Origin of the sequence: Frankia sp. AgPm24 (assembly GCF_023243055.1) — a bacterium.
Classification (GTDB): domain Bacteria; phylum Actinomycetota; class Actinomycetes; order Frankiales; family Frankiaceae; genus Frankia; species Frankia umida.
In genome coordinates this window covers 78,157-94,031 of sequence record NZ_JALKFW010000208.1, presented here as the reverse complement: position 1 = coordinate 94,031, position 15,875 = coordinate 78,157, and the positions used below count along the sequence as shown (strand labels likewise).

10 protein-coding genes are annotated in these 15,875 nt (G+C 71.2%); 2 read left to right on the top strand and 8 right to left on the bottom strand.

Translation table 11 applies throughout. The features are described from left to right. Positions 1-4: 4 nt before the first annotated feature. The gene (locus tag MXD61_RS21295) at positions 5-856 is read left to right on the top strand and encodes a peptidylprolyl isomerase (protein ID WP_248815210.1); all 852 of its coding nucleotides are present in this window, start codon (positions 5-7) and stop codon (positions 854-856) included. 119 nt (positions 857-975) lie between these two features. Here the strand turns inward: MXD61_RS21295 and MXD61_RS21290 are convergent, their stop codons facing one another. Beyond that, positions 976-2,814: a DEAD/DEAH box helicase gene (locus tag MXD61_RS21290; RefSeq protein WP_248815209.1), complete on the bottom strand. Its 1,839-nt coding sequence runs from the start codon at positions 2,812-2,814 to the stop codon at positions 976-978. Positions 2,815-3,098: 284 nt separating this feature from the next. Between MXD61_RS21290 and MXD61_RS21285 the strand changes: the two genes are divergently transcribed. Further along, entirely contained in the window at positions 3,099-4,598 is a 1,500-nt protein-coding gene (locus tag MXD61_RS21285; protein WP_248815208.1) for a helix-turn-helix transcriptional regulator, read from the top strand. Between the two features lie 55 nt (positions 4,599-4,653). On the opposite strand, the gene cutA is transcribed toward MXD61_RS21285, so the two are convergent. The 7 genes from cutA to yajC all read right to left on the bottom strand — a co-directional run bounded on the left by cutA (position 4,654) and on the right by yajC (position 15,814). Next, entirely contained in the window at positions 4,654-4,980 is a 327-nt protein-coding gene (gene cutA / locus MXD61_RS21280; protein ID WP_175084650.1) for a divalent-cation tolerance protein CutA, read from the bottom strand. Positions 4,981-5,749: 769 nt separating this feature from the next. Further along, positions 5,750-8,440 carry a bifunctional (p)ppGpp synthetase/guanosine-3',5'-bis(diphosphate) 3'-pyrophosphohydrolase gene (locus MXD61_RS21275; protein ID WP_248815207.1) on the bottom strand — a complete coding sequence of 897 codons (2,691 nt, stop codon included), beginning with the start codon at positions 8,438-8,440 and terminating at the stop codon, positions 5,750-5,752. A gap of 51 nt (positions 8,441-8,491) precedes the next feature. Next, on the bottom strand, positions 8,492-11,137 hold the full coding sequence (locus MXD61_RS21270) for a RelA/SpoT family protein (RefSeq protein WP_308222810.1): 2,646 nt from the start codon (positions 11,135-11,137) through the stop codon (positions 8,492-8,494). Between the two features lie 83 nt (positions 11,138-11,220). Continuing rightward, on the bottom strand, positions 11,221-11,790 hold the full coding sequence (locus MXD61_RS21265) for an adenine phosphoribosyltransferase (protein WP_248815206.1): 570 nt from the start codon (positions 11,788-11,790) through the stop codon (positions 11,221-11,223). 117 nt (positions 11,791-11,907) lie between these two features. After that, positions 11,908-13,179: a protein translocase subunit SecF gene (gene secF, locus MXD61_RS21260; RefSeq protein ID WP_248815205.1), complete on the bottom strand. Its 1,272-nt coding sequence runs from the start codon at positions 13,177-13,179 to the stop codon at positions 11,908-11,910. 4 nt (positions 13,180-13,183) lie between these two features. Continuing rightward, on the bottom strand, positions 13,184-15,076 hold the full coding sequence (gene secD, locus MXD61_RS21255; protein WP_248815204.1) for a protein translocase subunit SecD: 1,893 nt from the start codon (positions 15,074-15,076) through the stop codon (positions 13,184-13,186). Between the two features lie 165 nt (positions 15,077-15,241). Beyond that, a complete protein-coding gene (yajC, locus tag MXD61_RS21250; RefSeq protein ID WP_374629329.1) occupies positions 15,242-15,814 on the bottom strand; it encodes a preprotein translocase subunit YajC in 573 nt (190 codons plus the stop codon). Positions 15,815-15,875 lie beyond the last annotated feature (61 nt).

The window sequence follows — 15,875 nt, the reverse complement described above, 5'->3', positions numbered from 1 at the left end:
GACGGTGGCCACCAGTTCGAGGGATCGACGCCAACGCGAGCTCGCCGAGGCCCGGGCCACCCGGCAGGCCGAGCGCCGCCGCCAAACCCAGCGCCGCCGCCAGCAGCGGCTGGCCATCGTGGCCGGCTTCATCGTGGTCGTCGTCGCCGCGTCGTCGATCGCCGCCATCCTGCTCACCGGCAAGGACCACGACGACAACGCCACCGCCACGGCGAACCCGGCGACGACCCCCTCCGCCGCGGCCGCCGCGCCGACCAGCAAGGTCGGGGACTGCGTCTACACGTCCAACGGCGAGACCCCGGCCCGCAACGCGACGCTGCCCAAGGCCGCCGCCAAGGTCGACACCTCCCCCGCCACCATGGTGATCAACACCAGTGCCGGGACGATGACCGCGACCCTGGACGCCGACAAGGCCCCCTGCACCGTGCACGCGCTGCTCACCCTCGCCGACACGAAGTACTTCGACGACACCGCCTGCCACCGTGAGACGGCCGGCACCGAGGCCGGCATCTTCGTCCTGCAGTGCGGGGATCCGACCGGCACCGGTGCCGGCAGCCCCGGCTACGGCTACGCCAACGAGAACACCGAGGGTGTCACCTACGACCGCGGTGTCCTCGCGATGGCCCACAGCTCGCAGCCCGACAGCAACGGCAGCCAGTTCTTCATCAACTACGCCACCCCGACGACGCAGGGCGCGGCCGCGCTCGCCGGTGGCTACACCGTCTTCGGCAGGATCACCCAGGGTCTGGACGTGCTGGACAAGCTCACCAAGCCCGGGGTCGAGGGTGGCGGCTCGGACGGCGCGCCAGCCAGCAAGGCCAAGATCACCTCGATCACCGTCTCCCAGGGCGGCTGACCCCACCGCGTCGCCAGCCCCGCCGCGCCCCACCCCGCCGACCGGCGATCAGCATCCGGTCCACCGGTCGGCGGTGGCGGTCGGCGGTCGGCTGATGACGTGGGTCGGCGTCGGTCGGGTCAGCTCGCCCAGCGCCGGACGGTGTCGATGCGGGCCTGCAACTGGGCGGCCGTGGCCTGGCCGCTCGGCGGCCCGCCGCAGCTGCGGCGCAGCTCCGCGTGGATCATCCCGTGCGGTTTGCCGGTGCGGTGGAAGTGCATGCCGACGAGGCGGTTGAGCTCGCGGCGCAGCTCGGCGATGATCTCGTGCTTGGGCCGGGCGGCATCGTCCTCGTCCGTACCCGCACTGGTGCTGGCACCGGCACCGGCGACTCCGGCGGTGCTCGCGGTGCGGGCGGTGGGTACCACCGGCTGCGACTGACCGGGAGACTTCGCCGCCTCCCTGCGCGCCGCGGCCTGCTGGGCGGCCTGCCGCTGCCGCAGCAGCGTGGCGACCTGGTCGGGTTCGAGCAGGCCGGGCAGGCCGAGGAAGTCCTCCTCCTCGACCGAGCCGATCGCGGCCGGGGTGCCGAACTCGCCGCCGTCGAAGATGACCCGGTCCAGGTGGGCGGACGAGCCGAGCGCGGTGAACAGGGTGTCGGGCTGGTCGGGGGCGTCGCGGCGGCGGTTGGCCTCGCGCAGCGCGTCGTCGTCGAAGGCGTCGGGGTCGCGCGGGGACTTCTCCAGCGCGTGGTCGCGCTGGACCTCCATCTCGCCGGCGAGCCCCAGCAGGGACGGCACACTGGGCAGGAACACCGAGGCGGTCTCGCCCCGGCCGCGTCCACGCACGAACCGCCCGACCGCCTGGGCGAAGAACAGCGGGGTGGACGCCGAGGTGGCGTAGACCCCGACGGCCAGCCGTGGCACGTCCACGCCCTCGCTGACCATCCGCACGGCGACCATCCACCGGTCGGTGGAACGCCGGAAGTTCTCGATCTTCGAGGACGCGGTGGGGTCGTCGGAGAGGATGACCGACGGCGACGAGCCGGTGAGCCGGGCGAGCATCCCGGCGTAGGCCCGGGCGGTCGCATGATCGGTGGCGATGACCAGGCCACCCGCGTCCGGCATGCCACCGGCCCGGACCTGCGAGAGCCGGGTGTCGGCGGCGGCGAGCACAGAAGGCATCCAGTCGCCGCGGGGGTCGAGCGCGGTGCGCCAGGCGGCGGCGGTCTGGTCGCTGGTCAACGGTTCGCCCAGGCGCGCCGACAGCTCCGCCCCCGCGCTCGTGCGCCAGGACATCTCCCCCGAGTACGCCAGGAACAGCACCGGACGGACGACCCCGTCGCGCAGCGCCTCGGCGTAACCGTAGGAGGAGTCGGCGATGCTGCGCAGCACACCGTCCGTCCCGGGCAGGTAGGTGACGAACGGGATGGGGTTGACGTCGGAGCGAAAGGGCGTTCCGGTCAGGGCGAGTCGGCGGGTCGCCGGGGCGAACGCCTCCCGCACCGCCTCTCCCCACGACAACGCGTCGCCCGCGTGATGGATCTCGTCCAGGATGACCAGGGTGCGCCGCGCCCCGGTGCGGGCCCGGTGCAGGGCTGGATGGGCCGCGACCTGCGCGTAGGTCACGGCGACGCCGGTGTAGTCCGAGGACGTGGCGCCGGCCGCGTTGCGGAAGTCCGGGTCCAGGTCGATGCCGACCTCGGATGCGGCTGCCGCCCACTGCCGCTTGAGGTGCTCGGTGGGTGCGACCACGGTGATCCGGCTGATCTCACCGGCGGCGAGCAGGTCGGCGGCGATCTGCAGGGCGAAGGTCGTCTTGCCCGCGCCCGGCGTCGCGACCGCGAGGAAGTCCCGCGCGCCCGACGCCGAACGCGCACGGTAGATCTCCAGAGCCGCCTGCTGCCACGCCCGCAGTGGACGGGCAGGGGCGCCGGATCCGGTCGGTCGAGGTCGGCGGTCGAGGGGTCCGGCTCTCACCCCCACACTGTAGAAGGCCGGACCCGGGCGGGCGAAGGCGACGCCCGGGGCCCAACGGTCCGCGACGGACGGCCACCGGCTGCGCCACCGTCCGCGCCCCAGGGTGCGCCACCCTCCGCAGCGGCACACCGACTGTCCACGAATCACACCGTCCACGAATGACAAAGACCACAGGGACCACACCTTTTCCGCTTCTGGTCCCGGAAGGACCACGGACGGCATGCCCGGCATATCTCACTGAGGGTTAAGCTCCAGGAGTCAACCGATTGACTTCGGAGGCCCCGATGCAGCTCACGACCGCTCCCTCGGGGGCGTCCCGGACTTCCCCCACCGGTGCTTCCGTCGACGATGGCGCGCCATCCGGACGCGGCCCGGCACCACGCACACCGAACTCCCGGCTGCGGCTGAGTCGGGAGGAGCGGGGCTGGTCGCAGGAACGGCTCGCGACCGAGATCCGCCGTTTCTCCATGGTGCACGACGGTCGCGAGGCCGGTGTCACCGGAAACATGATCTGCAAGTGGGAGAAGGGCGATAAAAAGCCCAGTCTCCGCTATCAGCGGTTGCTGCGCGCGCTGTTCGGTCGGTCATCGGTGGAACTCGGATTCGTCGACGACGAGGCACTCGCGCCCATAGGCGGCGCTGGTCGACCGGAACCCGGCCGACCAGCGGATGTCGCGGGCGTGACGGTCGGCGGGGCGACCGTCACCGTGGGTCCGGTGGCGGCCCTGCACGGCACCGGCAGTGTGATCGACCCCAACGGCCCGCCGGTGGAGCGCCGCGACGTGCTGCGTCTGCTGGCCGCCGCGGGCGGTGTGGCGGTCGTCCCGCTGGGCGCGGGCGCCGACGGCCCGCCCTGGGAACGGCTGTCCGCGGCGCTGCGACGACGCGCCAGCGTCACCCCCGAGCTCGTCGAGGAGCTGGGCCAGCGCACCGCGGGTCTGTACGGCCTGGAGGAGCGTGTTCCCGCCCGGACGCTGATGCCACGCGTCACCGAGCATCTGGGGCGTCTCATCCAGTTGCTGGAGTCCACCGGCCGTTCCCCCCTGCGCCGCTCGCTGACCTCGACGGCCGGCGAGACCGCGGCACTGGCGGGCTGGCTGGCCTTCGACAGCAACGACCTGCCGGCGGCGACGGCCTACTACCGGGTCGCCATCGAGGCCGCCCGGGACGCCGAGGACCACGGGCTCTGGGCCTGCGTGCTGGGCTACGAGAGCTACCAGACCGCCAGCCAGGGCCGCCACGACCAGGCCTGCGCGCTGCTCGGTGAGGCGCAGCGACGGGCCGCGGCCGGCAGCACCGCGATGACCCGTGCCTGGCTGGCCGCACGCGAGGCCGAGGAGCAGGCCGCCCGCGGTGAGGGCCGGGCCGCACTGACCGCCCTCGACCGCGCCCAGGATGCCTTCGACCGCGGCGAGAGCGATGGCAGCCGGGTCTGGACGCATTTCTTTGACCGGGGCCGGCTCGACGGCCTGAAAGTCACCACATACACCAGGCTGCGTCGTCCCGCGGCCGCCTACGCCGCGGCGACCGAAGCACTGCGAGTGGCCGGACCAGGGGCCACCAAGAAGCGCTCCCTGCTTCTCAGCGACATCGCCGAGGTGCATATCCAGCGCCGCGAGATCGACGCGGCCTGCCACTTCGCCGCCGAATCCCTCGCAATCGTCGCGCAAACCGACTTCTCGCTGGGACTCGCCCGCGTCCGCCGCGCCCGCGAACACCTGCGCCCCTGGCAGCACACCCAGGTCGTGCGGGATCTCGACGACCAGTTGCGGGCCCTGGTCTGATTCCTCCCGCCGCGGTCACCGCGGCCGGTCCCTGGCACAACCGGCAGGCTCCGGATCACTGTGCGAGCGGTCTGGTCTGCTCGCTGATCCAGTCCAGATAGTCGCCGTGCCCAGCGACTATCGGCGTCGCAATGATCTCGGGATTGTCGTACGGATGCAGGACGACGAGTCGCTCGCGCATCTCGTCGAATCGCGCGGTGGTCGTTTTCGCCAGGCAGAGCCATTCGTCCGCCTGCTCGATCTCGCCCTTCCACCGATAGATGCTGCGCATCGGGCCGAGGACCTGGAAACAGGCGACCAGTCGGGCCTCCACCAGCGCCCGACCGATACGCTCGGCGCCGTCCAGGGAGTCGATACTGACGACGACCTGCAGATGACTCATGCGCACTCCCTCTGGAAACGGGGATACGCAGGATACTCTACATCGATGGGCCGCCACGGCCGTTGAATTTTCAGCGCCCCGAGCGGGCCACCACATTCCACCCACCGTCATTCGCCCGCAATCTGCCGGCGTGGATGACATTGGATACGTGCCGGTTACATCCGGTCCATACGGAAGGCACCTTCCGCACTGGAATCGCCCGGCTTCCCGGGCCAGCCACGGCTCACTCCGTGGACCCCCTTCGCCAGGTTCCTTCCCGGGCCTCTTCCCGCAGCCCGCGCCGACGCCCTTTCGGCCTCGGCGCGGCCGCGACACGCCTCACGGATCCCGGTCCGGGCGGACGGTCATCCACCCCGTTCGACCTCAGCAGAAACATCACCGTACGTAATGGACCAGCCCATCCGAGCCCCTCCATTCGGGTGATCTTCTCCCCCGAATGGAGTTGTCCCGCCGAGCCCAGACCGCCGCCCACCGTCCTGTCCGGCTCGCCCCACCATCACCATCCCACCACCCCCGCGGTTCACGCCCGAGATCGGATCATGGTTTCGCCGCTGGCCGTCCTGCCCGGGAACCGGGGTGTGCGTTCGCCGGGTCCAGGCGGTGGGGTCAGGTGCTCCAGCGCCTCTGGATCACGACAGAGATCGCGACATGCCGAGGGTTGTTCAAGGATTCGGCCTCCCCACACCGAACAACCCTCGGCATGCGACCGCACAACCCTCGGCATCCGTCCGCGGAGCGGGCCGTCGGCGGCGAGGGCCGGGCGAGGCGGCTAGCCCACCGTCGATTCGGGTTCCCGCGGGGCGGTGGCCATCGGCACCGATCCGGGCAGCGACCGGGAGGTTCGGGGCGGGCGGGAGGAACGGGAGGATGCCGACGCGGAGCCGGAGCCGCTGGTGGTGGTGGTGGTGGTGGGATCGCCGGGGCCGACCGGGCTGGTTGTGCCTGGCCGGGGGGTGCGCGGCGGGGGCTGGGTCTGGCAGGCGCGATAGCAGTCGTACACGCCGCCGACGTGACGGACCGCGGCGAGGATGCGGCCGAGCTGCTCCAGGCCGGTGACCTCGATGGTGAAACGGGCGTGGGCGACCCGGTCGTCCGACGTGGTGGTGGAGGCCGCCCGCACCGAGACCGAGGTCTCGGAGAGAATCTCGGTGATGTCGGCCAGGAGCCCGTAGCGGTCGAACGCCTCGACCGCGATCTCCGCCGGGAAGATCGTGACCTGCGGCATGGACCAGCTCGCCACCGGCACCCGCTCACGCTCCGCCGACACATCGGTCACATTCGCACATTCCTGTCGATGCAGGGCTGCGGCGTTCCCATGGGTGGTGAGGCCGACGACGGTGTCGCCAGGCAGCGGAAGGCAACATCGCGCCAGCCGGATCGGCGTCCGCACGCCGGTCCCGTCGTCGGCGACGGCGGACTGGCTGCCAGCGCTCCCACGACGTCCCGGCCCGGTGACGGCCGCCCCGAGTTCGCCAGCCACCACCGTCACACCAGTCACACCAGTCGCACCAGTCGCACCAGTCGCACCAGTCGCCACGCTCGCGCTGGTCGCCACGCTCGCACCAGTCGCCACGGTCCCATCGGTCGCCACGGTCCCATCGGTCTCGCCGCCGTCGAGGGCGCGGGGAGCGGTCCCGGCTGTCGGTGGCTTCCCGGCGCTGATCGCCGGCCACATCGCCCCGCCGGACCCGAGCGGTCGTGCCGTCGGGCTCATCCCGGCCGAAGGCGAGGACGAAGCCCTACCCACGGAGGAACCGACACCGGACGTACCGACACCGGACGTACCGACACCGGTGGACGAGGTCACACCGGCCGTCGGGGACGAGAACGACGACGAGGAGCCGGACGGGGAGGTGCGCCGGGCCCGGGCCAGGTGGCGACGGATGCGGACGCGAGCCCGGGAGGTCCGCACGAAGCGGAGCCAGTCCTCCGAGGGGCCGGCGCCGGGGAGGTTGGAGGTGAGGATCTCGACCACGTCACCGTTGCGCAGCCGGGTGTGCAACGGGACGAGCCGGCCGTTGACCCGGGCGCCGATCGCCCGGTGGCCGATGTCGGTGTGCACCGCGTAGGCGACGTCCACCGGGGAGGACCGGGCCGGCAGCGCGATCATGCGGCCCTTCGGGGTGAAGGCGAGCACCTCGTCGGATTCCAGGTCCGACGACAGTGACTCGAGGAACTCGTCCGAGTCGACGGTGTCCTCCTGCCAGTCCAGCAGGCTGTGCAGCCAGGACAGGCCCTCCAGCCGGGCGCCGTCGGCCCCGGCCCCGACGGGACGGGCGATGATGCCGGTCTCGGCCAGCTGGTGCATGGAGGCGGTGCGGATCTGGATGTCGATGCTGCGGCCGTCATCGTCGACGACGGTGGTGTGCAGCGACTGGTACATGTTGAACTTCGGGGTCGCGACGAAGTCGCGCAGCCGGCCCGGCACCGGGCGCCACAGGGCGTGGATCACGCCGAGCGCGGCATAGCAGTCGGTGATCTCGTCGACGAGAACGAGCACCCGGACGATGTCCGTGTAGTCCCGCGGTGCCCGTGCCCGTTCCTGGGCCCGCTTGTAGATGGAGAACAGGTGACTGGCCCGGATGGCCACCTCGCCGTCGATCCGGGCGCTGGCGAGACCGGACTGCAGTCGCGACACCATGTCCCGCATGGCGCCGCTGTTCTGCTCGGCGGCGGTGAACTCGTCGACGACGGCGGCGATGCGGGCGTGTTCGGCGGGATGCAGCACGGCGAACGCCCGGTCCTCGAGCTCGCGTTTGATCACGCTCACGCCGAGCCGGTGGGCCAGCGGCGCCAGGATCTCCAGCGTCACCCGGGAGATCTTCTGCTGTTTGGCCGGGGACATGAAGTTGAGCGTGCGCATGTTGTGCAGCCGGTCGGCGATCTTGATGACCAGCACCCGGTAGTCCCGGGCCAGCGCGACGATGAGCTTGCGCAGCGTCTCGGCCTCGGCGGCCTCCCCGAAACGCATCTTGTCCAGTTTGGTGACGCCATCGACGAGGTTGGCGACCTCGGGCCCGAACTCGGCGGTCACCGAGGCGAGGGTGTAGCCGGTGTCCTCGACGGTGTCGTGCAGCAGGGCCGCGATGAGGGTGGTCGTGTCGACGCCGAGTTCGGCGAGTTCCGCGGTGACGGCCAGCGGATGGCTGATGTAGGGGTCACCGCTGCGGCGCATCTGTCCGGCGTGCAGCTGCTCGGCGACGCCGAAGGCGTGCACGAGGGCCGCGATGTCGGCGCGGGGATGGTAGTCCCGATGGGCCTCGACGATGTCGCGCAGCTCGGGGGGCACCTGCGACATCCGCGGCGCGGCCATCCGCCGGGCCAGGTACGCGAGCCGCACGCTTGCCTGGCGGGCGGCCGACATCGCCCGGGAGGCGTCGTCGGCCGCGTCCGATCTGGCCAGCGCGGGGGACAGCCCGCCGCCGGCCGGAAAGCCCGCACCTACCGTCTCTGCATCCACGGCGCCCCCTTGGGTCTGTCCAGGCCCGGGACTACCAGGCCTGGTTCTCGGCTAGGCCTGTACGCCCGAGGTGACGCGGAAACAGTCGTAGACCCCATCCAGGGATCGGACCGCGCTCAGGATGTTCCCGAGGTGCTTCGCGTCGCCCATCTCAAAGGTGAAGCGACTGACCGCCACACGATCACGGGTCGTGGTGACCGATGCGGACAGTATGTTGACGTGCCGGTTGGACAGCACCCGGGTCACGTCGGAGAGCAGTTTGGTGCGGTCCTGCGCCTCGACCTGGATCACGGCGAGGAACACCGAGCCCGACGAGGCCGCCCACGCGACCTCGACCAACCGGTCGTGTGGGCCGCCGCGCAGCCCGGTGAGGTTGACGCAGTCGCCGCGGTGCACCGACACGCCCTTACCGCGGGTGACGAAGCCGGCGATGTCGTCGCCGGGCATCGGCGCGCAGCAGCGGGCGAGTTTCGTCCACACGTCGGGCGCGCCGGTGACCAGCACGCTGGGTTCCGCGGCGGAACGGCGCAGCGTGCGGATCGGCAGTTCGGTCTCGCCGACGTCCTCCTCGGCGCCCTCCGGGCCGCCCAGGGTCGTCAGCAGCCGGCTGACCACGGACGCCGCGCTCAGGTGGTTCTCCCCCACCGCCGCGTACAGCGCGGCGACATCCTGGTAGCGCATGTCCTTGGCCAGGCCCAGCAGGGCGTCGCCGCTCATCAGCCGGGACAGCGGCAGACCATGGCGGCGCATCGCCCGACCGATCGCGTCACGGCCGGCGACGATCGCGTCCTCGCGGCGCTCCCGGGCATGCCACTGGCGGATCTTCGACCTGGCCCGGGACGAGCGGACGAACATCAGCCAGTCCTCGCTGGGACCCGCGGACGGGGCTCGCGAGGTGAAGACCTCGACCGTGTCGCCGTTGTCGAGCTGGGTGTCCAGCGTGGCGATCCGGCCGTTGATGCGCGCGCCGACGCAGTGGTGGCCGACATCGGTGTGCACCGCGTAGGCGAAGTCGACCGAGGTGGACCCGACCGGAAGCGGGATGACGTCACCCTTCGGGGTGAACACGAACACCTCGTCGGTCTCCGCCGCGAACCGCAGGCTGTCGAGGAACTCGCCGGGGTCCGCGCTCTCGCGCTGCCAGTCCAGCACCTGGCGCAGCCAGCTCATCAGGTCCGGCTCCGCGCCGCCGCGGCGCCGCCCGGGACGTGGGGTGGCCGAGGTACGCACGGCGACCCCGTCCTCCTTGTACTTCCAGTGCGCGGCGATGCCGTACTCGGCCCGGTTGTGCATGGCATGGGTGCGGATCTGCAACTCGATGGGCTTGCCCTCCGGGCCGATCACCGTCGTGTGCAGCGACTGGTACATGTTGAACTTCGGCATCGCGATGTAGTCCTTGAACCGGCCCGGGATCGGCTTCCAGTTCGCGTGGACGTTGCCGAGCGTGGCGTAGCAGTCGCGGACGGAGTCCACCAGGACGCGGATGCCGACCAGGTCGTAGATGTCGTCGAACGACCGGCCGCGCACCACCATCTTCTGGTAGATCGAGTAGTAGTGCTTCGGCCGGCCGGACACGACCGCCTTGATCCGCGAGTCGCGCAGACCGGTCTGCACCTGGCCGATCACGTCGGCGAGGTAGACGTCGCGGCTCGGCGCGCGGTCGGCGACCAGCCGGACGATCTCGTCGTACCGCTTCGGGTACAGCGCGGCGAAGGAGAGGTCCTCCAGCTCCCACTTCAGCGAGTTCATGCCGAGGCGATGGGCCAGCGGGGCATAGACCTCGAGCGTCTCCCGGGCCTTGCGCTCCTGCTTGTGTTCGGGCAGGAACCGCAGGGTACGCATGTTGTGCAGCCGGTCGGCGAGCTTGACCACCAGCGCCCGGGGGTCGCGGGCCATGGCCACGACCATCCGGCGGATCGTCTCCGCCTGCGCCGCCTCCCCGACCTTCACGCGGTTGAGTTTGCTGACCGCGTCCACGATCAGTGCGATCTGGTCCCCGAAGGTCTCCCGGATCACGTCGACGGTCAGTGATGTCTCTTCCAGCGTGTCGTGCAGCAGCGCCGCGGACAGCGTCGGAGTGTCCATCCCGAGATCGGCGAGGATGCCCGCGACCGCGATGGGATGACTGATGTAGGGATGGCCGGAGAAGCGCACCTGACCGGCGTGCGCCGCGTCAGCGACCTCGAAGGCCCGCAGCACCTGGTCGATGTCGGCCCGCGGATGGTTGGCGAGCAACCCCCGCAGCACCGGGTCCAGCGTGGACGACGGCGTGGCCCGGTGGGTGGACAGCCGCGAGAGCCGACCACGTACCCGGCGCGGCAACGGCGGCGACTCGTGCCCAAGCCGCGGGATGACCGGAGCGCTCTGCGACCCTCCGGACGCGCCACCGCCAGGCGCGTCACCGGCCGAGAGCCCGCTGCCGGGCGTCGCCGCCTCGGACGGACCATCCGGCGCCCGCTCGGGCACCGGATGCGGGCCACCCGACTCCGGGCCACCCGACTCCGGGCCCACCAGCTCCGGGCCCACCGACGGGCGAGCCGCCGGCTCGAGGGCCGCCGGCTGACGGCCCGTGAGCTCACGAGCCGCCGGCGCGCGGCCGGACGCCGGGCGCGCGGGCGTCGCCGCCGACCTCGGCTCCCTGGTGGGGGCCGAGGCGGACGACGACGCTCCGGTGGTCACCGGCGCTGCCTCAGGCACGGGCCGCTCCAGACTGGGGACTGCTCTGACGAGCGTAACCCCGGGACCGGCCCCCGCCTTCCGCAGACCAGTGCCGATTTAGGTCAAATCGCCAGAAGTGGGACAATATCCAGTGTTCCAAGCCGCGAGCGGCCGGGCAGGAACGACAGTTCCATGAGCACCGTCAGTGCGACCACCTCGGCGCCGCACTCCACGAGCAGGCCGTGTGCGGCCGCGGCGGTGCCCCCGGTGGCGAGCACGTCGTCCACCAGCAGCACCCTCTCACCCGCGGGTACCGCGTCCGCGTGGATCTCGATGGTGGCGCTGCCGTACTCCAGGTCGTAGGTGGCGCTGCGGATCGGTCCGGGCAGTTTGCCCTTCTTGCGGATCGGCACCAGGGCGGCACCGATCCGGTCGGCCACCGGGGCGGCCAGCAGAAAGCCGCGCGCCTCGATGCCCGCGATAGTGGTGGCACCCCGCTCCCGCGCGATGTCCGCGATGGCGCCGATCACCACGCCGAACGCGGTGGGTGACGACAGCAGCGGGGTGATGTCCTTGAACACGACGCCGGGCTGCGGCCAGTCCGGGATGTCCCGGACGTGGCTACGCAGCACGTCGGCGGCCGCGTCGTTCGTGGCGGACCGCTGGGGTACTACCTCGCCGATGCCTGTCATCGTTTCGTTCCGCCCACTTTCGGGTTAGTCCGCTGCCTGTGTTCCAGACGGTCCGGCACAGCCGGCGCCGTACGCGGGACCCGCCCGGCCTGTTCGTGTCACTCCGGCAGACGTTTCCTACCGTCGCTTCTTACCGCTTGGACGCCCCCGACGCCCGGGCTTGCGCTGCCCGGCGCGTCGCGGAGCTGCACCTGGCTGCGGCCGACGGGCCGCACCGCCGATGTTTACGCCCGCGGTCACCGGCTCCCCCCACGCCCCGCCGTCTCGGCCCTCCCCCGGGCCCGCGGCCCCCGAACCACCGGGCCCGTCCAGGTGGTCCGAACCGTCGTCACCGTCGCCGAGGCCCCGCGGGCCACGGCCGACCACCCGCGCCGCCTGGGCACCGGAGGTGTCCGCGGCGAGGCCCTCGCCGGAGCGGGCCCGGCGGGCCCGATCGCGGGCGACCCGCGCGTCGAGGGCCACCACCGCGGGATCGGAGCGCTTGAGGTCGACCAGCAGCGGCGTCGCGAAGAACAACGACGAGTAGGTACCCGACGCGATACCGACGAACTGGGCGAGCGCCAGGTCCTTCAGCGTGCCGGCGCCCAGCAGCCCGGCGCCGACGAACAGCAGCGACGCGACCGGGATCAGCGCGATCAGCGAGGTGTTCAGCGAACGGACCAACGTCTCGTTGAGGGCGTCGTTCGTCGACTCGGCGTAGGTGCGCCGGGTGGACGTCGCGATTCCCGCGGTGTTCTCCCGCACCCGGTCGAACACCACCACCGTGTCGTACAACGAGAAACCGAGAATGGTCAGGACTGCGATCACCGTGGACGGGCTCACCTCGAACCCGACCAGCGAGTACACACCCATCGTGACAATCAGGTCGTGCACCAGCGCGGCCATCGCGGCCATCGCCATCTTCCACTCGAAACGCACCGACAGGTAGATGACGACCAGGATGAGAAAGACGATCAGACCCTGGATCGCCTTCTTGGTGATCGTCGAACCCCAGGAGGAGCCCACCGTCGACACGGCGATGTTGCGGTCCGGATCGGAGATCGAGAACTGCTTCGCCAACGCGTTGGTGACCTGCTCGGTCTGCTGATCGGTGAGCGTGCGGGTCTGCACCCGGAACTGGTGGGACGTCTCGAGCTGCTGGATCACGCTGTCGGACGGGTCGATCCCCGCGTTCGCCAGCGTGTCCTCCACCTGCTCGACGGTGCCGCCGTTGCTCGGCAACTGGAACACCGCGCCGCCGGAGAACTCGATGCCGAGGCTGAAACCCCGCACGATCATGCTGATGACGCAGATCGCGACGACGACACCGGACACCGTGTACCAGGCCCGGCGGCGGCCGACGAAGTCCGCGTGGAAGTCGCTGCGGTAGATCCGCGCGAGCAGTGCCATCGTCTCAGCTCTCCCGCTTCTGCCCGGCCGGCGTCGGCCGCTTGGCCAGACGCGCCCGGGTGGTGGCCACCGGGACTGCGGCGGCTCGTCCGCCGATCATCTTCGGGCTCAGTCCCGAGAAACGACTGACGGAGAACAGCCTGCGCCGCACCAGCAGCGCTACCAGCGGCCGGGTGAAGATGAACATGATCAGTACGTCGCTCAGGGTGGACAGACCCAGCGTGAAGGCGAACCCGCGCACCGAGCCGATCGACAGGACGTAGAGCACCGCGGCGGCGAGGAACGACACGGTGTCGGCGGCGAGCATTGTGCGCCGCGCGGCGGGCCAGGCCCGGTCGGCGGCGACCCGCACCGTCCGACCGGCCTGCACCTCGTCCTTTATTCGTTCGAAGTAGACGACGAACGAGTCGGCGGTGACACCGATCGACACGATCAGACCGGCGATGCCGGCGAGGGTCAGCGTGAAGCCGATCGCGCTGCCCAGCAGCACCACCGACGCGTAGATGATCCCGCCGCTGACCACCAGAGAGGCCACCACGACGATGCCCATCGCCCGGTAGTACAGGAACGAGTAGGCGATGACGAGCAGCAGACCGATCCCGCCGGCGAGCAGGCCACCGTGCAGGGAGTCGCGACCCAGGGTCGGCGAGATCGACTCCGCCTGGGACCGCTCGAACGCCAGTGGCAGCGCACCGTAGCGCAGCACGTTGGACAGATCATCGGCGTCGGACTGGTTGAAGGAGCCGGAGATCTGGGCCGTGCCGGCGATGCGCTCGTTGGTCTGCGGCGCCGACTGGACGACGCCGTCAAGCACGATCGCGACCTGCTTGCCGATCGTCTGCTCGGTGAGGCGGGTGAACTTGCCCTGGCCGGAACCGGTGAACTCGACGTTCACCACCCACTGCCCGGTGTTGATGGACGTGGTGCCGCCACCGCCCTGCAGACCGGCGGACGCGGTCTTCACGTCCGTGCCGACGACCGACGCCGGCATCAGCAGGTACTTGGTGGTGCCGTCGCGGTCACAGGCCGCGATCCAGTCCTGCGCCTTGTCGGTGCTCGCCGCCGAGCGGCGCACGTCGCTGGGCGCGCAGGTCAACGCGGTGTACTGGGCCACGACACTGGCCGGCGGCGCGGCCGCGGCGGCGGCTGGATCGGTGGCCTGCGTGGGCGCCGGGGAGGCCGTCGTCGACGGAGCAGGGGAGGCCGAGGGCGCCGCCGATGGGGCGGTGCTGGCGGCGGGGGCGATGGTGGCGGCGGGCGCGGCGAGCACGGTCGAACCGGACCGGGCGGAGAAGGACACCGCCTGCACCGCGAGACCCGAACCCTCACCCGGCAGACCGAGGGCCGCGGGCCGCTGGGTCGCGGTCGGGCTCGGCTGGGTGGCCGCGCCCGGCGCCACGCTGGGTGTCGGTGCCACCGACGGAGCGGGAGTCGCGCTGCCCGCGGGGGCGGGGGTCGCGCCGGGGGCCGGCGTCGCCGTCGGCGCCGGGGTCGGTGCCGCCGCGGTGGCCGCATCGGCCTGGTAGACCTGACGGAAGCGCAGTTCGGCGGTCTGACCGACGAGGTCGACGACGTCGCTGCGGCCACGGCCGGGCACCGAGATCTCGATCTGGTTGCCCGTGCGGTGGACCTCGGACTCGGCGACCCCGAGCCCGTCGACGCGTTGGCGGATGATGTCGACAGCCTGGTTGATGGCGCCGGAGTTCACCGACTGGCCACCCGTGGCCCGAGGGGTCAGGATGACGCTCGTGCCACCTTGGAGATCGAGACCGAGCCGGGGGGTCCAGGTGCCGGTGACGGCCATAAGGCCGTAGAGCAGGGCGAACAGCCCTCCGAGGATCCCCAGCCGGGTCCATGCGGAGGTTCCCGCGGAAACCCGTGCCGAGCGGCGTGCCACGTGCGAGCCCCTTCCTCATGCACCGGCTGACCGGCGCTGGTTCGCCTCGCCGTGCCCGGAGCGGCGTTGCTCAACGTACCCGAACGAATGTCACCGAGGGTACGTTCCGAGCCCCTGGCGGTGACGCGGCGACTGTGCGTCACCCGGTTCTACGACGACCCGCGGTCACAGCTCCTTGCGTAGCCGGTCGGGCGTTCCCACGTCGCCGTTACCGGTCGTCTCGCCACCGGCCGACGTACCACCGGCTGGCGTACCACCGGCTGGCGTCTCGCCGGACGCCGCTCCGTCGGCGGCGGGTGTGTCGCCGATGCCCTCGCCGGTCGAGCCGGCACCGTGTGCGCCGACACCATCACCGTGGTCATGGTGATCGTGGTCGTCGTGGTCGTCGTGGTCGTCGTGGTCGTCGTGGTCGTGATCGTGGTCGTGGTCGTCCTGGTCGCCAGGGGAACTCAGCACGCGGGCGACCGCGCTACGACTGAAGCGGCAGACGACGTCCGGGGCGATCTCGAGTAGGATGTCGCCCTCGTCCAGCTCGACGACGGTGGCATAGAGACCGGCGGTGGTCACCACCAGGGTGCCCGGTTCGATCCGCGACGCCTCCTGCTGCTGGGCCTTGGCCCGGCGGCGCTGCATCGAGAAGATGTAGACCACGACGAGGACGAGGAGCAACGGGAGCAGAAACCCGCCGATCGATCCACCTTCGCTGTTGCCCGCCGCCGTCGTCATGTACGCGCCCACATCCCGTCCTCCTGAACTGTTGCGGCGATCGTACGTATCGAACGGGTGCGTTCGGTGGGCA

What these genes read in the sequence shown, in the direction of transcription:
- MXD61_RS21285 (WP_248815208.1), top strand. Translation starts at nt 3,099, where the DNA reads ATGCAGCTCACGACCGCTCCCTCGGGGGCGTCCCGGACTTCCCCCACC.
- cutA (WP_175084650.1), bottom strand. Translation starts at nt 4,980, where the DNA reads ATGAGTCATCTGCAGGTCGTCGTCAGTATCGACTCCCTGGACGGCGCC.
- MXD61_RS21265 (WP_248815206.1), bottom strand. Translation starts at nt 11,790, where the DNA reads ATGACAGGCATCGGCGAGGTAGTACCCCAGCGGTCCGCCACGAACGAC.
- secF (WP_248815205.1), bottom strand. Translation starts at nt 13,179, where the DNA reads ATGGCACTGCTCGCGCGGATCTACCGCAGCGACTTCCACGCGGACTTC.